Here is a 20,148-nt window from a genome sequence, read left to right on the forward strand (position 1 = left end):
TTTGGCCTGTGCAAGCTCTCAGTTGTTGCCGAAAGCCGTTTGCAGCAGGCTCAGCTGTGCCTGGACGCTGTTCTGATTGTCCGGAACGATCGGCGCTTCATTCGGGCGATAGATTTCACGATCGAGAAGGGCAACCCGGTTCTGGAGGCGCAGCGAGCGTTCGACGAGATCGCGGAAGGCTTCCGGCAGATCAGTCCAGCCCGGAGCATTGCGGTCCACGTTGAACCCGTCGAGGCGGACCTTGTTCTTTTCGGCGAGAACCTGGTCTCGCGACATCTCGCCGTTGTTGACGGCACGCTGCAGCAGCAGCCAGGACGCCATCTGCATCAGGCGGGTCGTAAGGCGCATCGATTCGGCAGCATAGAGAACGGAGGCCATGCGCGGCAGGACCTTGGATGCGGCGCGGCCGTTGCCATCCAGATAGGCGGCAGTTTCCTCGACCAGCGACATGCCTTCCCCGTACAGCGTCTTGAACTGCGAGGATGCGGCAACGCGGCCCGCAAAACTGATGGTGTTCAAACCGAGTTCCGACATTCAAATGGTTCCTGTTGCACGCGTCTACATATGTTCAGGTAACGCCAGCCTGAAACAAAAGTTTCAGAGGCCTGTCTTCATGTCTTTAGGATGATATCTTTAGCTCAATTGCGCAAGGCGTTTCTTAAGAAAAGGTTAACTTCCACAGTTTCGTGGGAAATCGGCGCTGGCGCAAAAAGAAGAGCCGCAAAAGCGGCTCTCAAGGTAAAACAGGGAGAAAAATCAGACCAATTCGCCGCATGGAAAACTGTCTGAGATCCAGACGAAATCTGGATAAGAACAGTAATATCTCATAAAGCTTAATATTCTATTAACATTGTATCGTATTAAGACTTGCGGCAGCGTTTTCGCTTGCCTGCAGCCCTTGATCAGACGCTAGGAGCGAAAAAGGCCCTCGGCTGCGGCGCGGCCCGAAGCCTTCCTTGCAACTTCGGCCTCTATGCGGGCAATCTCCGCCTTCAGCTGTTCGACACGTTCCTTCAGCTCATCCAGGGAAAGCATGGAGAGATCGGTTCCGATTTCGTAAGCCGCCTTCTTCTTAGGCAGGTCGTCGTCAATGAAGCTCATGAGCAATCCTCCGTCCGGTTCTCAACCGTATTTTACAGCAGGATCGTCGCTTTCGGGAGGCTTGTTCGACATCGGCTCGACAAGCGACATGCTTTCGGGCGTCAGCATCTGCGAGGTGCCGGTCGGCATCGTCGTGTAAGTGTCGCGTTCGCTTGCCGGGACTGCGGCGCGAATGCGGCTGCGGATCATTGCATAAGCGGTGATGAAGACATGCGACAGTGCCGTGACGAGGAAGAGCGCGTGCGGGCTCGTCATCGCCATCACCGGGCCGCCGATCGTTGGTCCGATCACCGTGCCGATACCGTAGAGCAGCAGCAGCCCGCCGGAAACCTTTACGAAATCCTCGGCGGAGGCGTAGTCGTTCGCATGCGCTACGGCGATCGGATAGAGCGTGTTGGCAACTGCTCCGTAGAGGACGACAAGGCCGATCAGCAGCGCGGGCGAGGAGGGATGCAGCACCACGATCAGGAGGCCGGCGACCGCCGCAATTGCCGACATGGCCGCCAGAACATAGCGGCGATCGATACGATCGGAAAGGCGGCCGGCTGGAAGCTGCATCAGCGCACCGGCGAAAATGGTGGCGCTCATCATGATCGCGATGCTGGCGTCGGAAAGTCCAGCGCCTGCCCCGAAAACCGCGCCGAGCGTGCCGTAGGCACCGTTGGCGATGCCGACCATCAGGATGCCGAGGCAGGAAACGGGCGAATTGCGGTAGAGCGCAGGCAGGTCGAGCTTCACCGTCTTCAGCGGCTGCGGCGAGGCTGCGGTCGAGAGCGTCGTGGGCAGCATGGCGATGCAGTAGAAAATGCCGCAGACCATGAAGAGCAACGGCGTTCGCACATCTTCGAGCGGGATCATCATCTGGCCGCCGACGACACCCAGAAGCGTGATGCCGATATAGAGCGAGAAAATTGCACCGCGGCTTTCGTTGGTGGCGCGCTCGTTCAGCCAGCTTTCGATGATCATCGAGGTGCCGGCGGTCGAAAAGCCCGTGACGGCGCGCAGCGCAATCCACCAGATCGGATCAATGATGATGCCGCTCACAAGGGCGATGATGGCGATGATCGAGATGAAGCCGGAGAAGGCGCGCACATGACCGACGCGCCGCACCAACTTGGGGGCGACGAGGCAGCCGACGACAAAGCCCGCCGCCCAGGACGTGCCCAGCAGGCCGAGCGTGGTCGTGGCATAGCCTTCGAGGTTGCCGCGGACGGGAAGCAGGATGCCCTGCAGGCCATTGCCCATGAAGAGGAAAAGCGTTCCGAAAAGCAGCGCGGCGACGGACAGCAGATTTCTTCTCATTTCCCCATTCTCGGCAAGTTCGATTTGAAAAGTCATAAGGCAAGACGCTGCCCGTCCTGTCCCAATGGTGTTGATTATGGCTCGGAATGCCGTTACGGCATGAAGAAGTGCTGTGTTCGCGCGGAATAATGTCCGTCCTGTGACATTCTGAAATATTGGAAAAATAATGCCATGACAAAGCTCCTTGCGCTGTTGCTCGTCCTGGCCATGGTTATACAGATCATCAAGCCGCTGGGGCTGCCCGGTTTGCGGCAACGGATGGACTTCTGGAAGATCGCCCTGATTGCCTTTGCCGTTTGGGCAGTCGCGCTTCTTGGCCGCGACCTGATCGCCTAGACGGTGATCTCACCGCGCATGACCGGCACGCAATTGCCGGAAATCGTGACGTCCGTCACGACGCCATCCTGCTTGACGACATCGACTTCGATGATGCTGCGCCGGCCCATCTCGACCCCTTGCTCGATCACCACACGCCGGATCATGGTTTGCTCCGGTGCGAGTGAGACGAGATAGGCGGAGAGTGCCGCCGAAGCGCTGCCGGTCGCCGGATCTTCGGCAACGTTGTCTAACGGCGCGAACATGCGCGCGCGGATTGTCCAGGGCTCGTCCGGCGAACGGACATAGACGAAGAGCGAGAAATCGTGATTGCCTTCAGCGTTCGCCCCGGCGGCCTCCTGGAAGTGCGTGAGATTCGGTCGGGCGGCTCCAAGCGAAGCCAGGCCGTCGAGTTCTCCGACCGCAAAGGTAAGACCGACGGAGACGAAAACCGGTTGGTGGGTCGACTTGACGATTGCGCGGACGTCGATGCCGATGCAGCGCGCAATGGTTTGTTCGCAGACCCCGGCTCCGATATCCAATGGTCGAGGCGCACGGATCGTCGCACCAGTTACTCGACCTTCACTGCGCCGAAGCGCCACCTCAACCAGGCCGGCTTTTTCTTCGAAACGCAGTGTGTCGCCGAACGGCCTGCCGAAGATCTCCTGCTGCTGGCCGAGAACATAAGCCGTGCCGACATTCGGATGGCCTGCAAAAGGCACTTCCATCGTCGGCGTGAAGATTCGCACATTCGCCGTATTGACGGGATCGGTGGGCGGCAGGACGAAGGTGGTTTCGGAATATTTGAACTCCGCTGCGATCTTCTGCATCGTCAGGGAGTTGAGATGCTCCGCACCGGTAACGACCGCAAGCGGATTTCCTTCAAAGCGGGAAGAGGTGAAAACGTCGACGGTCGAATAAGAAAGGACAGTCATTGCGGCTCCGATGCTTTGGAAGCCGCGATAATGAGTGACGTGTTTCGAAGACGAAAGGGCAATCTTGTCGCCGTGACAATGCAAGACTTGAGCTTGGCAAGCTTGCTCCCCTCCTTCATTCCCGTGTCTGGCTCAGGAATGAAGTCACGGCGCCTCTGCGCCGTGAATGGCTCTTTTCATGATTTCATTTTCAGCCTTTCCCCGCATGGACGGGGCGCTCCGGGTCCCCTGAAAGCAAGAGGCAGGAGGACCCGTCGGCAAAGGCGTTAAGGTGCGGCTAGGCGGCCTTTTCGAGTTCCTGGTTCCAGCTGCCCTTGGCGGCAAGGCTGTTCATTTCGGCGCGGTGGCTGAAGGCGCGCTGGCCGGCGGCGACGTTTTCCTGTTTTCCGCCCCATGCCTTCAGTGCCGTATCCTGCAGCGCCCGGCCATAGGAGAAGGTGACCTTCCAGGGCAATTCGAATCCCGAATTGATCGCCGAAAGGTGAGCTGTCGCTTCTTCCGTCGACTGACCGCCGGAAAGGAAGGCAATTCCGGGAACTGCGGACGGAACCGTGCGCTTCAGTACCTGGACGGTGCGTTCGGCGACTTCTGCGACGGATGCCTTGCGGGCGTTCTTGCCGTCAATGACCATGTTTGGCTTCAAGATCATGCCTTCCAGGCTGACGCGCGCATCGGCAAGTTCTTCGAAGACGGTACGCAGCGTCCATTCGGTGACTTCGGCGCAGCGTTCGATATTGTGGTCGCCCGGCTTGCCGTCCATCAGGCATTCCGGCTCGACGATCGGCACGATACCGGCTTGCTGGCACAGCACGGCATAGCGGGCAAGCGCATGAGCGTTTGCCTTCATCGAACCCCAGGTCGGCAGCGAAGAAGAGATCGCGATCACGCCGCGCCACTTGGCGAAGCGGGCTCCGGCTTCGTAATATCTGGCAAGGCGGTCGGCGAGGCCGTCGAGGCCCTCCGTAATTGTCTCGCCCGGATATTTCGCCATCGGCTTGGCGCCGGTATCGACCTTGATGCCGGGAACGCTGTCTGCAGCCTTGATGATGTCGACGAAGGGCGTGCCGTCGGCCGCCTTCTGATAGAGCGTCTCTTCATAGAGGATCACGCCCGAGATGAACTTCTTCATCGCCTCTTCGGAGCGGAAGAGCATTTCGCGGTAATCGCGTCGGCTCGTCTCAGTGGATTCCAAGCCGATCGTATCGAACCGCTTTCCAATCGTACCGGTCGATTCGTCGGCGGCAAGAAGCCCACGGCCAACCGCTACCATCTTTGCTGCAATGTCTTCCAGGCGTTCGCTCATTTTTTTACTCTCTCCACGACAAGAACAATCGGCAAGCATGCATATAGGTCGCCGATAACAGAAGTTTATAGGCAGGAGAATGGAGCGCTAAGTCATTGAAACGATTGAAATGATTTCAATCGTTTGAAACTTTGGGTTTTTTCGACCCATGAGCAAAAGACCGCCAAAGCCGGAAGGCTTCAGCGGTTTATCCAGATGTAAAGATTGCCGAATCAGCCGGACGGTCACTTGCCGGAAAGAACGGCAACGCCCGGCAGGACCTTGCCTTCCATCCATTCGAGGAAGGCGCCGCCTGCGGTCGAAACATAGCTGAAGTCATCAGCGGCACCGGCATGGTTCAGTGCCGAAACAGTATCGCCGCCACCTGCGACAGAGGTGAGCTTGCCGGCCTTAGTGCGTTCGGCCGCGTATTTGGCCGTTGCCACCGTCGCCTTGTCGAAAGGCGCGATTTCGAAGGCGCCGAGCGGCCCGTTCCAGACCAAAGTCTGAGCGCGCTCGATCCAGGCCTTGACCACTTCGACCGACTTCGGACCGACGTCGAGGACCATGGCATCTTCGGGAATGGCGTTGATGTCGACGGTCTGGTTGGCGGCACCCGCCTTGAACTCGCGCGCGACAACGCCGTCTTCCGGCAGAATGATCGCGCAGCCGGCCGTGGCGGCTTCGATCATGATCTGCTTTGCGGTTTCGCCAAGGTCGTGCTCGCAGAGCGACTTGCCGACATTGGTGCCGCGGGCGGCGAGGAAGGTATTGGCCATGCCGCCGCCGATCACCAGAGCATCCACCTTCTTCACGAGGTTCATGAGCAGATCGATCTTGGTGGAAACCTTGGCGCCGCCGACGATGGCAACGACCGGGCGGGCCGGACTGCCGAGGCCCTTTTCGAGCGCCTCTAGCTCCTGCTGCATCGTGCGGCCGGCATAGGCAGGAAGCAGGTGGGCAAGGCCCTCGGTGGACGCATGGGCGCGATGGGCGGCGGAGAAAGCGTCGTTTACATAGATATCGCCATTGGCAGCGAGCGCCTTGGTGAAATCGGCTTCGTTCTTTTCCTCGCCCTTGTGGAAGCGGGTGTTTTCAAGAAGCAGGATATCGCCATCCTTCATGCTGGCGACGGCCGAAGCAGCCGCTTCGCCGATCGAGTCCGATGCAGTGGCAACCGGCTTGCCGAGCACCTTGGAAACGTCCGGCGCGATCAGCGAGAGCGAGAGGTCCGGTGAGGGACCCTCTTTCGGGCGGCCGAAATGCGCAAGCAGAACAACCTTTGCCCCCTTCTTCGACAGTTCGAGGATCGTCGGCGCAACGCGTTCAATGCGCGTCGTGTCGGTCACCTTGCCGTCTTTGACGGGCACGTTGAGGTCGACGCGGACGAGAACACGCTTTCCGGCGATGCCGCTGAGGTCGTCGAGAGTCTTGAAAGCTGGCATGGGACTATCCGTTCGTTATTTGCCTTAGAAGGTGGCCGACCATAGCAAGGATGCCTCAAGACGCAAGGCGTTCAACCGTGGTTTTCACGCGCGTTTTCCTCACGGTCGGGCATGCCCTTGGCCGCTGCGGCTTCCGGGTTTTTGCGACCCTTGAGGCGGTCGCGGATACGCTGGACGATGTCATGCAGATTGATGAAGATCGGCAGCGTGATGGCAGGCTCGACGGCCTCGAGCGACATGCCGACCGAGGTAATATGGTCCTGGTCGTCGAGGGCCCGGACGATCAGGATGATCGAGCCGAGACGGACGCGATCGGCATAGTCGGCCTTGCCGCCAAGGCGCTGCTTCATCAGTTCGGCAATCGTCAGCCCCTTTTCGGATTCGTTCAGCAGGCCGGGGCCGTAGGCAGCATCGAGATCGGCCGCTGGGCGGGCAGGGGAGAGTGCGAAGGCACCGAAGAATTCCGCGTCGTCCGCATCCACCGGCGCGCGGCTGGCGAAAAGCCGGTCAAGCAGACGCGAATGGCTTGGCACGATGAACAGATAGACCAGATCATTCTCGCGCAGCCGCCCGGCATATTGATAACGCATCGACTTGCCGTCGCGAATGACGAGCGAAGGCGTTGCCCAGCGCGGGATGCGCTCGCCGCGAAGGATCGGACTGTCCTTGATGACGCGATAGGAAAGCAGCTCGTGGTTTGCCGCACCGGGCAGGTCGACCTCGACCTTGTCGACGGCCCCCATGCGCGGCGGAATGATGAGGCCGAGCTTCTTGGCCACCGGCTTGATCGTCCAGCCCTGAATCAGCAGCGAGACCAGCACGATGATGAAGGCGGTGTTGAAATAGATCTGCCCGTTCGGCAGCCCGCCGAGGATCGGCATGATGGCGAGCAGGATGGAAACTGCACCGCGAAGCCCGACCCAGGCGACGAAGCCGATCTCCTGCTGCGTATAGTCGTAAGGCAGGAGCGAAAGCCAGATGGCCAGCGGACGGGCAACGAAGATCAGGAACAGCGCCAGTGCAACCGCAGGCAAGATGATGGCCGGAAACTGCGAGGGCGTCGCGAGCAGGCCGAGTACTAGGAACATGATGATCTGAGCGAGCCAGGTCATGCCGTCCTGAAAGCGTTTGATCGATCCCAGCGCTGGAAGCTTGCGGTTTCCGGCATAGATGCCGGCGACATAGACAGCCAGAAAACCGCTGCCGCCGACGGCACCGGCAAAGGAAAACACCAGCATCGCAAGGCCGAGCACGAAGATCGGCGTGAGGCCGCGATCAGTGTCCAGCCGGCCGACCACCTGCGCAATCATCATGCCGCCCAGCAACCCGAGGATGACGCCAAGGCCCATTTCCTGGATGAACACCGCGAGCATGCCGATATTGATGCCGGCATAGCCTTCGCCGCTGGCTAGCAATTCGACGAGGGCAATCGTGAGGAAGATCGCCATCGGATCATTCGTGCCTGATTCCACTTCAAGCGTCGAACGCACCTTGTCACGGATGTTGATGCCACCGATGCGCAGCAGGAAGAAGACGGCCGCCGCATCCGTGGAGGCGACGATCGAGCCGAGCAGCAGGCCTTCGAGCCAGGTGAAATCCAGCAGCCACATGGCGACGACGGCAAAGAGGCCGGCGGTCATCAAGACGCCAACCGAGGCAAGCGTCAGCGAAGGTATAGCCGCGAGCTTGAAGGCCTGAAGCGGCGTGCCGAAGCCGGAATCGAAGAGAATGATGGCAAGTGCGATCGAGCCGAGGATATAGGCGAGAAAATTGTTGCTGAATTCGATGCCGAGCCCGTCTACACCGGCAATCAGGCCGATTGCCAGGAAAAGCAGCAGCAGGGGAGCGCCGAAGCGGAAGGCAAGCAGGCTCGAGAAGGCCGCAAGAAGCACAAGCGCCGTCGAAACCAGTACGACGATGTAGAATGCTTCCACGTCCAACCCCTTTCATTGCCCGCCGCAAGCCCGCCCTGGCATGCAGCTATTTTCGCCCTCCACGCTTCATTCCGCCTGCATCAGTAAACGGCAAAACAGGTCGGAAGGGTAGGCCTTGCGGCTTAACCTCGCTTGCCTGCGGCTTCATGCTGCTGAACGGCGCGCCGGACGGCTGGCCGTTGGGGATGCTACGGGAGAGATTCTCAGCGAAGAATGTATGGGTAAATCAGGCAACAGCAGGGCAAGGAGAAGACGAGTGCAATTTTTTGTTGCTTCAAGCGTCCTTAGACGCTGTCCAGTTTTTTCCGCGAAGCACTTCCGGAACCTATACACGAGGGTTCCATCCCGCAGCGGCACCTTGACAATCGTCTTATTGACAATCGTCCGGTACGTCCAAAAGCCCATCTTGTCCTAAGTCCGCCGGTGAAATCGGCGGATGGTTGAGTGATGAGCGCGACGCCGCTCTCTCGGGCGGCCGACAGGTCGCGGCGAAGAGCCCGGTACCGGCGCTTGAGTGCCCAAACCAAAGCGGCCCGCTTTCGCAGGCCGCCTTCCTGAATCCGCTTCGCGAAAACTCAGATGAGCTTGGCAAACGCAACGGCCGTGTCGGCCATCCGGTTGGAGAAGCCCCACTCGTTGTCGTACCAGGTGAGAATTCGCACGAACGTGCCTTCCATGACCTTGGTCTGATCGATTGCGAAGATCGACGATTGGCTGTCGTGGTTGAAGTCGCGGGAAACCAGCGGCTCCTCGGTGTAGCCAAGAACGCCCTTCAGCTTGCCGTTGGCGGCAGCCTTGATGGCTTCGTTGATCTCCTGAACCGTGGTTGCCTTCTTGGCGACGAACTTGAAGTCGACGACGGAGACGTTCGGGGTCGGGACGCGGATCGACGTGCCGTCGAGTTTGCCCTTCAGTTCCGGCAGCACGAGGCCGACGGCTTTTGCCGCACCGGTCGAGGTCGGGATCATCGAGAGTGAGGCAGCGCGGGCGCGGTACAGATCCTTGTGCATCTGGTCGAGCGACGGCTGGTCGTTGGTGTAGGAGTGGATGGTCGTCATGAAGCCGTGGTCGATGCCGACGGCGTCGTTCAGCACCTTGACGACCGGAACCAGGCAGTTCGTCGTGCAGGATGCGTTGGAGATGACCATGTGCTCCTTGGTGAGCTGGTCGTGGTTCACGCCGTAGACGACGGTCAGGTCAGCACCGTCGGCAGGCGCCGAGACGATGACGCGCTTGGCGCCGGCGGTAAGGTGAGCCGCAGCCTTGTCGCGCGCGGTGAAGATGCCGGTGCATTCCATCGCGATGTCGACGCCGAGTTCCCGGTGCGGCAGCGTCGCCGGGTCCTTGATCGCCGTTACCTTGATCGGCTTGCCATTGCCGACGACGATCGTGTCGCCTTCGACCTTGACGACTGCGGGGAAGCGGCCGTGAATCGAGTCATAGCGCAGCAGGTGGGCATTGGTTTCGACGGGGCCGAGGTCGTTGATCGCGACCACCTCGATGTCGGTGCGGCCAGATTCAACGATCGCGCGAAGGACATTGCGGCCGATGCGGCCAAAGCCATTGATGGCAACCTTTACAGTCATTTGCATTCACTCCCTGGATATAGGCTTGCGGATGAGGAGCGTCGGAACGCTCCCCCTTTAGAGCTTGGCTTCTGCTGCGGCGACGACGGCTTCCGCCGTGATGCCGAAATGCTTGTAGAGTTCCTTGTATGGGCCGGAGGCGCCGAAGCTCTTCATGCCGATAAAGGTGCCCTCCGGGCCGATAAAGGCGTCCCAGCCTTCGCGGACGGCGGCTTCCACGGCGATCTTGACCGGCGACTTGCCAAGGACCGCATTGCGGTAGGCTTCCGGCTGCTCGAAGAAGAGTTCGGTGCAGGGAACGGAGACGACGCGGGTGGAAATGCCCTTGCCTTCCAGCGTGGTGCGGGCGGCAATGGCGATCTCGACTTCGGAGCCCGATGCAAAGATCGTGACTTTGGCGTCATCGGAGCCGGCGAGTGTGTAGGCGCCCTGAGCCGAGAGGTTCTTTTCGCTGTATTCCATGCGCACGGCCGAGAGGTTCTGGCGCGTGAGCGCCAGGCCGGACGGACGGTTTGGCGTCGTAATGGCGATCTGCCAGCATTCGGCGGTTTCCGTGGCATCGGCAGGGCGGAAGATCATCAGGTTCGGAACAGCGCGCAGTGCGGCGAGCTGTTCGACCGGCTGGTGCGTCGGGCCATCTTCCCCGAGGCCGATCGAGTCATGGGTCAGCACGTGGATGACGCGGATACCCATCAGCGAGGCGAGGCGGATCGGCGGGCGGCAGTAATCCGAGAAGATCAGGAAGCCGCCGCCGTAGGGGATCAGGCCGCCGTGCAGCGAGATGCCGTTCATGGCGGCCGCCATGCCGTGTTCGCGGATGCCGTAATGCATGTAGCGGCCGGAGAAGTCGGTCGGGGTAATCGACTTCATCTGGCTGGTCTTGGTGTTGTTCGAAGGCGTCAGGTCGGCGGAGCCGCCGAGCGTTTCTGGCAGGAAGCCGTTGATAACTTCGAGCGCATCTTCCGAAGCCTTGCGGGTGGCGACCGTCGGTTTTGTTTCGGCAAGCTTCTTCTTGTATTCGCTGATGGCTGCATCGAAGCCGGGCGGCAATTCGCCGGCAAAGCGGCGGGTGAACTCGGCCTTCTTTTCGGAGGCAGCAAGGCGGCCCTCCCAGGCCGTGATGGTTTCGGCAGAACGTGTGCCGGCCTTGCGCCAGGCTTCCAGAATGTCGGCCGGGACGGTGAAGGCTTCGACGTCCCAGTTCAGCGCCTCGCGGGTAGCGGCGATTTCATCTGCGCCGAGCGGGTTGCCGTGCACCTTGTGGGTGCCCTGCTTGTTGGGCGCGCCGAAGCCGATGATCGTCTTGCAGGCGATCAGTGTCGGACGGTCGGCCTTCTGCGCTGCTTCGATAGCGGCGGCAATGGCAGCCTGATCATGGCCATCGACTTCGATCGTGTTCCAGTGCACTGCCTTAAAGCGCGCGACCTGGTCGGTCGAATCCGACAGCGATACGGCGCCGTCGATGGTGATCGAATTGTTGTCCCAGAAAACGATGAGCTTGTTGAGCTTCAGGTGGCCGGCCAGCGCAATGGCTTCCTGGCTGACGCCTTCCATGAGGCAGCCGTCGCCGGCGATCACATAGGTGTAATGGTCGAGCAGGTCGGAGCCGAACTCCTCGCGCAGCTTGCGCTCGGCGATCGCCATGCCGACCGAATTTGCGATGCCCTGTCCAAGCGGGCCGGTGGTGGTTTCGATACCGGTCGCATGACCGTATTCGGGATGGCCGGCTGTCTTGTAGCCGAGCTGGCGGAAATTCTTGATGTCCTCGATGGACATGTCCGGATAGCCGGTCAAATAAAGCAGCGAATAAAGCAGCATGGAGCCATGACCGGCCGACAGCACGAAGCGGTCGCGGTTTGGCCAGTGCGGCCGCTTGGGATCGAAGTTCAGGTATTTCGTAAAGAGAACGGTGGCGACATCTGCCATGCCCATCGGCAAGCCCGGATGGCCCGAATTTGCCTTTTCGACGGCATCCATGGAGAGAAAACGGATCGCATTCGCCATCCTGTCATGTTGTGCGGGAGAGGTCATGGCTTTTCCACGGGGTTCCGGTGTCGGGAGATGGCCTCGAGCCTTGTGAAGGCCATCGATGAAAGCGGGTGAGACATAGCAGTTGGAACGGCCAAGTCAATAAATTGCAGGCCATATCCGGGCCGGGTGCGACGATTTTCGACATTTGATCGTCGGCTTGTGCAAAAGACGAATCCGCTGCTTCAGGTGGGCGTATTTCAGTCATCCACAGAATAGCGCCCGTGCGCCGGTACGGCTTTTATTGACGCGCCGTCGGCTAGCTGCATATCCTGTTGAAATCACTGGACCGGCAAGGCCTGCCGATTCGAGAGGTCTTGCGCGGGAGAACCGGACAGCGACATGACGCCCACAGGCAAATCCATGGAAGCGGCCCTCAACGAGCTGAAGCAGGCGATTTCCGGCTTGGAAAACGCCGTGGAAATGCGGATCGAACGCCAGCGCGAGCAGGGCGATATCGAGGGCGAGGTTCGCCGCGTACATGCCGATCGCTCCAAGCTCGCGCAGGAACTCGACCAGGCAGAATTCCGCGCCAACCGGCTGGAAGAGGTCAACCGCGAGGTTTCCCGGCGGCTGGTAACGGCAATGGAGACGATCCGCGCGGTCCTTGACCGCTAATGGAAAGACGGTGACATGGCACAGGTGACGGTAACGATTGACGGCAAGGCCTATCGAATGGCCTGCGAGGAAGGACAGGAAGACCACCTGACTGACCTCGCCAATCGCTTCGACCGCTATGTCGGCCATCTCAAGGGTCAGTTCGGCGAAATCGGCGATCTGAGGATCACCGTCATGGCCGGGATCATGGTGATGGACGAAATTTCCGAGCTGAACCGCCGCGTGAGCGAGCTAGAAACGGAACTTGAAACGTTGCGCGGCAATCGAGACACCGTTCTCGCTGCGACCGCGCGGACGGAGGAAAGCCTCGCCGAAGTGCTCGCAGAAGTGACGAGCCGCATTCGCGGCATCACCGACAAGCTCAACGGCCGGGCGCCTGCCGAGCTCAATTAAATTTGCCCAGCATGCATGTCCCTCTGGCGTAGCCTTGCGAACGGCCTTATATATCGTGCTGCGATCTGCGCCTCTCGACAGGAACCACAATCCCTGGGGCCATACTCGATCCAAAGGGAGCTGTCCCTGACCAGGCTCGTGGGCCTGGACACACGGTGCCCACCTACGTTTGTAGGCGCCCAGGATCGTAAATCTCCATCGGTTGCCGCGGATCGCACTTCAATGTTCGAAGGCAGGCTTGCGCCCCTCGTCTATTCCGATGTCCCTTTGCATATGCGCGTTCAGTGCGGTTGCCGGCTGCGTCGGGCTTTGTCGCTGCGCGGGCGTGGCGAGGCTGCAAAACGCCAGCAATGCATTCAGAATCTTTATCGGAAACCTCATGGCTTATCTCCCATGCGGTCAATTTATTCTTGCTTTGCAGCGCTGAATAATGAAACTCGGTACTTCTTATCATGAGAGATTTTCATGATGGATCGTCCGTTGCCGCCACTTTCGACCCTGCAGGCCTTCTGCGCTATTGCGGAGACAGGAGGCTTCGGGCGCGCCGCAGAACGGCTGGGGCTGACACAGACAGCCGTCAGCCATCAGATCGCGCAACTGGAAGGCTGGATGGGCGGCCGGCTCTTCGAACGCGGCCGGCACGGCGCTAGGCTTTCAGCGCTTGGTCTCAGGCTTCATCCCGAGATCGCGAGCGCGCTTGCTTCGCTCGAAAGCGCCTTGCATCAGGCCCGCCAAGCAAGCGCCAGTCCGTCGCTGACGATCGCAACGACCCCGGAATTTTCGAGCCAATGGCTTGCCCCGCGTGTCGAGGCTTTCTGCCGCCGTTATCCAAAAATCGAAGTCCGCACCGCCGTCGGCTATCAGCGACCGGATTTTTCAAGTGTCGATCTGGCGATCTGGCTTGGCCATGGCGGCGTGGACCTTGTGACGGAGCCGCTTCTGCTCGACGAGGAATTCGTCGTCTGCGCGCCGACCCTCTCATGCACGCTTCCAAGCCGTGGTGCCATTCGCGCCGCGCCGTTGTTGCTTTATCGCGGCATGCGGCACACTGTGCTCGACTGGCAGCGATGGTACGAACAGGTGGCTGTGCGAGACGATCCGAACGTCGAGCCGCTTGCCGGCTTCGACATCGCAACAGCAGTCGAAGAAGCGCCCGTCTTCGGCTCCTTCGAGGAGATGCTGCAGGCTTGCAGCAGGGGACAGGGTTTTGCGCTGGTGCGCAGTTCGCTGGTTGCCGAGCATATCAGCGCCGGAAAACTTGTGCGCTGTTTCGTCGAACGCCAGCCTGCAGCCTTGAATTACGCGATGCTTTATCCCCCCGGAGCGCTGAAAAAGTCGTCGTTGGCGCTCTTCAGGAAATGGCTTGTCAGCGAGACGGAACGTGGTTGAGCAGCGCCTACCTTGAATTCAATTCACAACTGCTGGGCCGCTCCAGCGGATTATCGACGCGGTGCGACGCATCCATATTTGGACCCGAACAATAACCTTGCGCCCAGACTGTGGCGTATCATCACGGGTCATCTCATGCCACTTGCTCTTTTTGCCTTGACGATCGCAGCCTATGCGATCGGAACCACGGAATTCGTCATCGTCGGCCTGTTGCCGACCGTTGCCAGCGATCTCCACATCTCTTTGCCGCTCGCAGGTCTCATTGTCAGCGTCTATGCGCTTGGCGTGACCTTCGGCGCGCCGATCCTCACGGCACTCACCGGCCGGATCGCGCGCAAACCGCTGCTGCTCGGGCTGATGACGCTCTTCGTCATCGGCAATGCCATGGCGGCATTCAGCCCCGGTTACACTCCGCTCTTGGTTGCACGCGTACTTTCGGCTTTTGCGCATGGCGTGTTTTTCTCCGTCGGTTCGACGATCGCCGCCGATCTCGTGGCGGAAAACCGCCGCGCCTCGGCCATTGCCATGATGTTCATGGGACTGACCGTCGCGATCGTGACCGGCGTGCCGCTTGGCACTTTCATTGGCCAGACATTCGGCTGGCGGGCGACCTTTGCCGCCGTGGCCGCGCTCGGCGTCGTGGCCTTTGCCGGTATTGCGCTCCTGCTTCCCTCCGATCTCGCAAAAGCGCCGCCCACGAGCATCAAGGATCAGGTGCGCGTGCTCGGCAGCGGCCGGTTGCTGATCGTCTTTGCCACGACCGCTCTCGGTTATGGCGGCACGTTCGTCGCCTTCACCTTTCTTGCGTCGATCCTGCAGGAGATCACCGGCTTTTCAGCATCTGCCATCAGCCTGATCCTCGTGCTTTACGGTATTGCGATCGCCATCGGCAACATCATCGGCGGGCGGATTGCCAATCGTGATCCTGTGAGGGCGCTGACCGGGCTCTTCGTCGCCCAGGCCATCGTGCTTGTTCTCTTCAGCTTCACGGCTGTTTCGCCATGGCTGACGATCCCGACGCTTGCTGCACTCGGGTTTCTCTCCTTCGCAAACGTGCCTGGCCTGCAGCTCTATGTCGTGCAATTGGCAAGGCAGGTCCGTCCGGCCGCCGTCGATGTTGCTTCGGCGCTCAACATTGCTGCCTTCAACCTCGGGATCGCCGCGGGCGCCTGGATCGGCGGGTTGGTCGTCGAATCTTCGCTCGGGCTCGCCGCCACGCCTTGGGTCGGCGCGATCCTCGTTGCCGCGGCGCTTGTCCTCACAATCACGAGCGGTGCGCTCGACCGCCGCTCTCAGCCGCTTGCCGCGTCCTTGCGCAAGGCCGCTTGAACTCCCTTGGCAAAACGGGTGCTTCGGCGCTCGTTTTGTCGTGGGCTTATTCCTCCAGATCGCGCTTCAGCCGGTCCAGGATCGAAAGCGCATGCCCCGCATAAGCACTGATCCACCGGTCGTAGATATGCTTGATCGGCAGACTGTTTAGGTGGTTCCAGCGCTCGCGGCCCTCCTTCTTTGGAACAACGAGGTCGGCATCTTCCAGAACCTTCAGATGCTGCATGACGGTGCAGCGATCCATGTCCGCGAAGATTTCGCAGAGCATGCCGGTCGTGCGCGGACCGTCTTTCAGAACGTCGAGAATTTCACGGCGCCGAAAGTGGGCCAGTGCCTTGAAGACAGGGTCGTTATCCGATTCGCTTGACATGTTATATTTTTATAACATAATGGCCCCAGTCTCAATCGAAAAGAGGAGGAAGTGCGATGGCCCTCAGTATTCGTGTCGGCGGGCGGATCGGACGTCCGGTCGCGGAAGTTTTCGATGCGGTGGTCAATCCGAAGAAGCTTTCGAGCTATTTCACGACCGTCGGCGGAGCGAGCGCGCCGCTCGTCAAGGGTACGACGGTAACCTGGTGGAAGGATTCGCCCGTCGAGGTGGTCGATCTCGTTCCGGAACGCCTCATCTTGCTGGGCTGGGATGGAGGCACGGACGCGAACAAGGTACGCTACAAAACGACGGTCGAGATGAAATTCGATCCCCTGGACGACGGTGGAACGATGGTGACGATCTCCGAGAATGGCTGGCACGAAGACGAGGCCGGCCGGCGCGGCACCTATCTCAACTGCGAGGGCTGGGCCAACATGCTCTGCTGCATGAAGGCCTTCGTCGAATACGGCATCAATCTCCGGGAGGGCATGTTCCTCAGCGAGATGCGCGGCGAGCCTGCCGAGGCTCCAGACTACGAGGCGCTCAAATGACAACAACAGCCATCATCGGAGCCGCCGTCGCCTTAATGTGATAGAACTTCGCTTGCCTGCTGCACTGTGGGTGCTAGTTTCCGGAATTATTGAATTGATTGGATTCCAGGAGCTTTCAGATGCAGCTTGGCATGGTGGGTTTGGGCCGTATGGGCAATTATATGGTCCAGCGCTTGATGCGCGGTGGCCATGAATGCGTCGTCTATGACACGAAGCCGGAGAGCGTCGCCGATCTCGTCGAAAAAGGTGCGGCCGGCAGCGCCTCTCTGGAGGAATTCGTATCGAAGCTCTCCCGCCCGCGCGCCGTCTGGCTGATGCTGCCGGCGGCCATCACCGACAAGGTGATTGCCCAGCTCGTGCCGCTGCTGCACGATGACGATATTATCATCGACGGCGGCAATTCCTACTACCACGACGATATCCGCCGCGGCGCCGAGCTCATTACCAAGGGCATCCACTATGTCGATGTGGGCACCAGCGGCGGTGTCTTCGGTCTGGAGCGTGGCTATTGCCTCATGATCGGCGGCGAAAAGGGCATCGTGCAGAGCCTTTCGCCGATCTTCGCCTCGCTGGCTCCCGGCGCCGGCAGCACACCGCCGTCGGCAAACCGCAAGCCCGACCCGAACAGCACGGCAGAGCAGGGCTATCTGCATTGCGGTGCTCACGGTGCGGGACATTTCGTCAAGATGGTTCACAACGGCATCGAATACGGTCTGATGGCCGCTTATGCAGAGGGGCTGAACATCCTGAAGCGTGCGAATATCGGCGCGGCGGCGCATGAGGCGGATGCCGAAACCGCTCCTCTCTCCCACCCGGAACACTACCGGTACGATTTCAACCTGCAGGATGTCGCCGAAGTATGGCGGCGCGGCAGCGTCATCACATCGTGGCTGCTCGATCTGACCTCTGACGCGCTGCATGCCGATCCGGCGCTGATGAAATTTGCAGGCCGCGTTTCGGACTCCGGCGAAGGCCGCTGGACGATCATGGCCGCTATCGACGAAAGCGTGCCGACGCCGGTGCTGAGCGCTGCGCTCTATGGCCGTTTTTCCTCGCGCGACAATGACGAGTTCGCCAACAAGGTGCTTTCCGCCATGCGCGCCGGCTTCGGCGGCCATTTGGAAAAGCCGAAAACCTAAGGGACGGCCTGACGCATTTCAAACCCCGCATCCACCCGGCCCCGCATCCACCTGGTTGCGGGCTTTTTCATGGGCCATTGCCTATGGCTGTGCACGCGATATGGTTGATGCGGGGAACACACCGGAAGGGCGGCAACATGTCGGGTTCAAGGTTCGTGGGGCGCGGTCTTTGGGCGTTTCTTCTCTCGTTGTTGATTTTGACGGCGCTTTGCGGCGCGACACTTGGGCAAACGCCAGCACCGGCCGCCGATCCGGCCGCGCCGCCGCCGGACAAAGTGCGCCAGATAATGGAACTGATGCAGGCCCCCGAAGTCCAGAAGTGGATGTCGGCGAAGACCAATATTCCATCTGCTCCAGCCGTAGCCGCGCCTGAAGAGCAGATGTCGGCGCTTTCGGGTTTGCTCGGGCACGTACGGCGCCATGTCGAGATGGTGTCGCAAGCCCCAATGGCCCTGCCGGACGAGGTCGAAAGCGCCTCCGATATTGTCGACCGGGAGGTGGAGCCCATAGGCGTCGGCCGCATTCTCGTTCAAACACTGGCTCTTTTCCTTGCAGGTCCCCTGGCGGAACTGCTTTTCCGTGCCGTTGCGCCGCGCGCGCGAATGAAGCGCGTAGATCCCGAGGAGCCGGCGGGGCTGTATCAGGCAGGGGTCAATCTGTTCTTCAGGCTCGTACCTGCCATCGTCTTCATGATCGCAACTCTCGTGGCGCTTCTCGTGTTCAAATGGCCGCCTGTCAGTCAGTCGATGGCGATCGCCGTGACGATTGCGCTGGTGGCCGCACGCTTTGTTGTCTCGCTTGGACGGCTGCTGGTTGCCCTGGTGGCGCTTCCAAGGGCCGACGGTGAACCGGCGGTCTCTCGCGCCGAAGCGCTTTTCTGGTTCCGGCGCTCGGCGATCTTCGTCATCTACTTCGCCTTCGGCTGGGCCGTCGTCCAGGTCCTGGCGCCGCTCGGCTTTTCCAGCGCATCGCGCTATTTCGTGGCCTACGTCCTTGGTATCGGATTGTTTCTGATTGCGACCGAGGCTGTTTGGTCGCGACCGGCAGACGGTGCACGCCGCAGCACGACGACATCCTGGGCGCTCACGCTTTATTTCATGCTGCTTTGGGTACTTTGGGTCGCCGGCTTCACCGGGCTGCTTTGGCTCGGCATCTACGCGCTGATACTGCCTAAAATGCTCGCCATCGCCACGATTTGCGTCCGTGCGCTGCATCAGGCTGAAGCGGGTTTCCTTGCAAAGCGCAGCATGGCTGCAGTGTTGCTTGACCGCGGCGTCAGGGCGGTCATCATCGCGTTGGCGGCTGTCTGGCTGGGGCGGATGATCGGCGTCGGAGCCGATACGATGGCCGCCGGGGAGACGATGGTGGATCGCATCGCCCGCGGCATCATCGGCGGTGTCGTCATTCTGCTTGCAGCCGATCTGATCTGGCATCTCGTGAAGACCTTTATCAACAGCAAGCTTGCGAATACGTCGCTTGCCGATGGCGCCACGGATGAGGAAAAGGCCAAGCGTGCGCGGTTGCAAACGCTGCTGCCGATCTTTCGCAACGTCCTTGCTGTCGTTATCGCCGTCATTGCCATCTTGATGGTGCTCGCCGGTCTCAACATCCAGATCGCCCCCTTGATCGCCGGTGCCGGCGTCGTCGGCGTTGCCGTGGGCTTCGGAGCGCAAGCGATCGTCAAGGACGTCATCAGCGGCATGTTCTATCTGTGGGACGATGCCTTCCGCGTCGGCGAGTATATCGAGAGCGGCAGCCACAAGGGCGTGGTCGAATCCTTCAGCCTGCGCTCGGTGAAACTCCGCCATCACCGCGGACCACTGACGACCGTGCCCTTCGGCGAGCTCGGCGCGGTCAAGAACCTCAACCGCGACTGGACGATCGACAAGATCAGTCTCAACGTGACCTACGATACCGACCTCGTGAAAGCGAAGAAGGTAATCAAGCAGATCGGACAGCAACTGCTCGAGAATCCCGAATTCGGGCCGCATATCATCGAGACTCTGAAGATGAAGGGCGTCGAGCAATTCGGCGAATTCGCAATCGAGATCCGCCTGGCGATGATGACCAAACCGGGCGAGCAGTTCGTCATCCGCCGCAACGCACTGGCGATGATCCGCAATGCCTTCAAGGAGAACGGCATCGAATTTGCTGTGCCAACAGTACAGGTCTCCGGCGAGGGACGCGAAGTCGAGGCGCGTGCGGCAGCGGCGCGTCATGTGACAAAAAAGCCGGATACCGCGGGCGAGGTGGCGAGCTGAAAACGCCAAGGCTCGGATCGGACGGTCCGGCAGGCACGCAAGCCTTGGGCCCATCTTGCCCTTCGATTGTCAAACCTTACGAAAATGCAATGTTCATCGTGGTTTAAGGCGCTAATTCTGCCCCAATTCAAGCCGACTGAGACGCAAATGACGGCGGTGGGGTATCGCCC

The 20,148-nt window shown here is 60.3% G+C and carries 19 protein-coding genes and 1 other RNA gene; 9 read left to right on the forward strand and 11 right to left on the reverse strand.

Annotation, left to right across the window (positions count from 1 at the left end):
• Positions 1-18: 18 nt before the first annotated feature.
• From rcdA to EV130_RS22915, 3 genes are all read right to left on the reverse strand, one after another.
• Entirely contained in the window at positions 19-534 is a 516-nt protein-coding gene (rcdA, locus tag EV130_RS22905; RefSeq protein ID WP_074062416.1) for a protease adaptor protein RcdA, read from the reverse strand.
• A gap of 375 nt (positions 535-909) precedes the next feature.
• Positions 910-1,101 carry a DUF1192 domain-containing protein gene (locus EV130_RS22910; protein ID WP_074062415.1) on the reverse strand — a complete coding sequence of 64 codons (192 nt, stop codon included), beginning with the start codon at positions 1,099-1,101 and terminating at the stop codon, positions 910-912.
• Between the two features lie 21 nt (positions 1,102-1,122).
• Entirely contained in the window at positions 1,123-2,403 is a 1,281-nt protein-coding gene (locus EV130_RS22915; RefSeq protein WP_074063313.1) for an MFS transporter, read from the reverse strand.
• Positions 2,404-2,574: 171 nt separating this feature from the next.
• Here EV130_RS22915 and EV130_RS32670 point away from each other — a divergent pair, with 171 nt between their 5' ends.
• Positions 2,575-2,739, forward strand: coding sequence for a hypothetical protein (locus EV130_RS32670; protein ID WP_022715794.1), 165 nt, complete (start codon positions 2,575-2,577; stop codon positions 2,737-2,739).
• Here the strand turns inward: EV130_RS32670 and EV130_RS22920 are convergent.
• The 6 genes from EV130_RS22920 to tkt all read right to left on the reverse strand — a co-directional run bounded on the left by EV130_RS22920 (position 2,736) and on the right by tkt (position 11,931).
• Complete coding sequence (locus EV130_RS22920) at positions 2,736-3,653, reverse strand: PhzF family phenazine biosynthesis protein (protein ID WP_132661516.1); 918 nt, start codon at positions 3,651-3,653, stop codon at positions 2,736-2,738. The two genes, EV130_RS32670 and EV130_RS22920, sit on opposite strands and share 4 nt — an antisense overlap.
• Positions 3,654-3,930: 277 nt before the next feature.
• Entirely contained in the window at positions 3,931-4,956 is a 1,026-nt protein-coding gene (locus EV130_RS22925; protein WP_132661518.1) for a class I fructose-bisphosphate aldolase, read from the reverse strand.
• Positions 4,957-5,180: 224 nt separating this feature from the next.
• Positions 5,181-6,380, reverse strand: coding sequence for a phosphoglycerate kinase (locus EV130_RS22930; RefSeq protein WP_074062413.1), 1,200 nt, complete (start codon positions 6,378-6,380; stop codon positions 5,181-5,183).
• A 71-nt stretch (positions 6,381-6,451) separates the two neighbouring features.
• A complete protein-coding gene (locus EV130_RS22935) occupies positions 6,452-8,314 on the reverse strand; it encodes a potassium/proton antiporter (protein ID WP_132661520.1) in 1,863 nt (620 codons plus the stop codon).
• Between the two features lie 575 nt (positions 8,315-8,889).
• The gene (gene gap, locus EV130_RS22940; RefSeq protein ID WP_132552436.1) at positions 8,890-9,900 is read right to left on the reverse strand and encodes a type I glyceraldehyde-3-phosphate dehydrogenase; all 1,011 of its coding nucleotides are present in this window, start codon (positions 9,898-9,900) and stop codon (positions 8,890-8,892) included.
• A gap of 57 nt (positions 9,901-9,957) precedes the next feature.
• Entirely contained in the window at positions 9,958-11,931 is a 1,974-nt protein-coding gene (gene tkt / locus EV130_RS22945) for a transketolase (protein WP_074062411.1), read from the reverse strand.
• A gap of 339 nt (positions 11,932-12,270) precedes the next feature.
• Here tkt and EV130_RS22950 point away from each other — a divergent pair, with 339 nt between their 5' ends.
• The 3 genes from EV130_RS22950 (at position 12,271) to ssrS (ending at position 13,157) form a co-directional block, all read left to right on the forward strand.
• Positions 12,271-12,546: a DUF4164 domain-containing protein gene (locus tag EV130_RS22950; RefSeq protein WP_074062410.1), complete on the forward strand. Its 276-nt coding sequence runs from the start codon at positions 12,271-12,273 to the stop codon at positions 12,544-12,546.
• 15 nt (positions 12,547-12,561) lie between these two features.
• Complete coding sequence (locus tag EV130_RS22955) at positions 12,562-12,939, forward strand: cell division protein ZapA (protein ID WP_074062409.1); 378 nt, start codon at positions 12,562-12,564, stop codon at positions 12,937-12,939.
• A 59-nt stretch (positions 12,940-12,998) separates the two neighbouring features.
• Positions 12,999-13,157, forward strand: a non-coding RNA gene (gene ssrS, locus EV130_RS22960) — 6S RNA.
• A gap of 1 nt (position 13,158) precedes the next feature.
• Here the strand turns inward: ssrS and EV130_RS32675 are convergent.
• Positions 13,159-13,320: a hypothetical protein gene (locus EV130_RS32675; protein WP_155774468.1), complete on the reverse strand. Its 162-nt coding sequence runs from the start codon at positions 13,318-13,320 to the stop codon at positions 13,159-13,161.
• Between the two features lie 84 nt (positions 13,321-13,404).
• On the opposite strand from EV130_RS32675, the gene EV130_RS22965 reads away from it, so the two are divergent.
• Complete coding sequence (locus EV130_RS22965; protein ID WP_132552435.1) at positions 13,405-14,328, forward strand: LysR substrate-binding domain-containing protein; 924 nt, start codon at positions 13,405-13,407, stop codon at positions 14,326-14,328.
• 135 nt (positions 14,329-14,463) lie between these two features.
• The gene (locus EV130_RS22970) at positions 14,464-15,657 is read left to right on the forward strand and encodes an MFS transporter (RefSeq protein ID WP_132661522.1); all 1,194 of its coding nucleotides are present in this window, start codon (positions 14,464-14,466) and stop codon (positions 15,655-15,657) included.
• A 46-nt stretch (positions 15,658-15,703) separates the two neighbouring features.
• Here EV130_RS22970 and EV130_RS22975 read toward each other — a convergent pair whose 3' ends face one another.
• Positions 15,704-16,027, reverse strand: a complete 324-nt coding sequence (locus EV130_RS22975) for an ArsR/SmtB family transcription factor (protein WP_074062406.1) — start codon at positions 16,025-16,027, stop codon at positions 15,704-15,706.
• 56 nt (positions 16,028-16,083) lie between these two features.
• Here EV130_RS22975 and EV130_RS22980 point away from each other — a divergent pair, with 56 nt between their 5' ends.
• The 3 genes from EV130_RS22980 to EV130_RS22990 all read left to right on the forward strand — a co-directional run bounded on the left by EV130_RS22980 (position 16,084) and on the right by EV130_RS22990 (position 19,978).
• Positions 16,084-16,578 (forward strand): SRPBCC domain-containing protein, encoded by a 495-nt coding sequence (locus tag EV130_RS22980; RefSeq protein ID WP_074062405.1) that lies wholly within the window; start codon positions 16,084-16,086, stop codon positions 16,576-16,578.
• Between the two features lie 119 nt (positions 16,579-16,697).
• A complete protein-coding gene (gnd, locus tag EV130_RS22985) occupies positions 16,698-17,717 on the forward strand; it encodes a phosphogluconate dehydrogenase (NAD(+)-dependent, decarboxylating) (RefSeq protein ID WP_074062404.1) in 1,020 nt (339 codons plus the stop codon).
• Between the two features lie 137 nt (positions 17,718-17,854).
• On the forward strand, positions 17,855-19,978 hold the full coding sequence (locus EV130_RS22990; RefSeq protein WP_074062403.1) for a mechanosensitive ion channel family protein: 2,124 nt from the start codon (positions 17,855-17,857) through the stop codon (positions 19,976-19,978).
• The last annotated feature ends 170 nt before the right edge of the window (positions 19,979-20,148 follow it).

The organism is Rhizobium azibense, assembly GCF_004342325.1.
In the GTDB taxonomy this organism is placed as follows: domain Bacteria; phylum Pseudomonadota; class Alphaproteobacteria; order Rhizobiales; family Rhizobiaceae; genus Rhizobium; species Rhizobium etli_B.

Coding starts and splice junctions, on each gene's coding strand:
- EV130_RS32675 (WP_155774468.1), bottom strand. CDS start 13,320: ATGAGGTTTCCGATAAAGATTCTGAATGCATTGCTGGCGTTTTGCAGC.
- gap (WP_132552436.1), bottom strand. CDS start 9,900: ATGACTGTAAAGGTTGCCATCAATGGCTTTGGCCGCATCGGCCGCAAT.
- EV130_RS22925 (WP_132661518.1), bottom strand. CDS start 4,956: ATGAGCGAACGCCTGGAAGACATTGCAGCAAAGATGGTAGCGGTTGGC.
- EV130_RS22910 (WP_074062415.1), bottom strand. CDS start 1,101: ATGAGCTTCATTGACGACGACCTGCCTAAGAAGAAGGCGGCTTACGAA.
- EV130_RS22950 (WP_074062410.1), top strand. CDS start 12,271: ATGACGCCCACAGGCAAATCCATGGAAGCGGCCCTCAACGAGCTGAAG.
- EV130_RS22980 (WP_074062405.1), top strand. CDS start 16,084: ATGGCCCTCAGTATTCGTGTCGGCGGGCGGATCGGACGTCCGGTCGCG.
- EV130_RS22970 (WP_132661522.1), top strand. CDS start 14,464: ATGCCACTTGCTCTTTTTGCCTTGACGATCGCAGCCTATGCGATCGGA.
- tkt (WP_074062411.1), bottom strand. CDS start 11,931: ATGACCTCTCCCGCACAACATGACAGGATGGCGAATGCGATCCGTTTT.
- EV130_RS22930 (WP_074062413.1), bottom strand. CDS start 6,380: ATGCCAGCTTTCAAGACTCTCGACGACCTCAGCGGCATCGCCGGAAAG.
- EV130_RS22990 (WP_074062403.1), top strand. CDS start 17,855: ATGTCGGGTTCAAGGTTCGTGGGGCGCGGTCTTTGGGCGTTTCTTCTC.
- EV130_RS22920 (WP_132661516.1), bottom strand. CDS start 3,653: ATGACTGTCCTTTCTTATTCGACCGTCGACGTTTTCACCTCTTCCCGC.
- EV130_RS22975 (WP_074062406.1), bottom strand. CDS start 16,027: ATGTCAAGCGAATCGGATAACGACCCTGTCTTCAAGGCACTGGCCCAC.
- EV130_RS22965 (WP_132552435.1), top strand. CDS start 13,405: ATGATGGATCGTCCGTTGCCGCCACTTTCGACCCTGCAGGCCTTCTGC.
- EV130_RS22915 (WP_074063313.1), bottom strand. CDS start 2,403: ATGAGAAGAAATCTGCTGTCCGTCGCCGCGCTGCTTTTCGGAACGCTT.
- EV130_RS32670 (WP_022715794.1), top strand. CDS start 2,575: ATGACAAAGCTCCTTGCGCTGTTGCTCGTCCTGGCCATGGTTATACAG.
- rcdA (WP_074062416.1), bottom strand. CDS start 534: ATGTCGGAACTCGGTTTGAACACCATCAGTTTTGCGGGCCGCGTTGCC.
- gnd (WP_074062404.1), top strand. CDS start 16,698: ATGCAGCTTGGCATGGTGGGTTTGGGCCGTATGGGCAATTATATGGTC.
- EV130_RS22955 (WP_074062409.1), top strand. CDS start 12,562: ATGGCACAGGTGACGGTAACGATTGACGGCAAGGCCTATCGAATGGCC.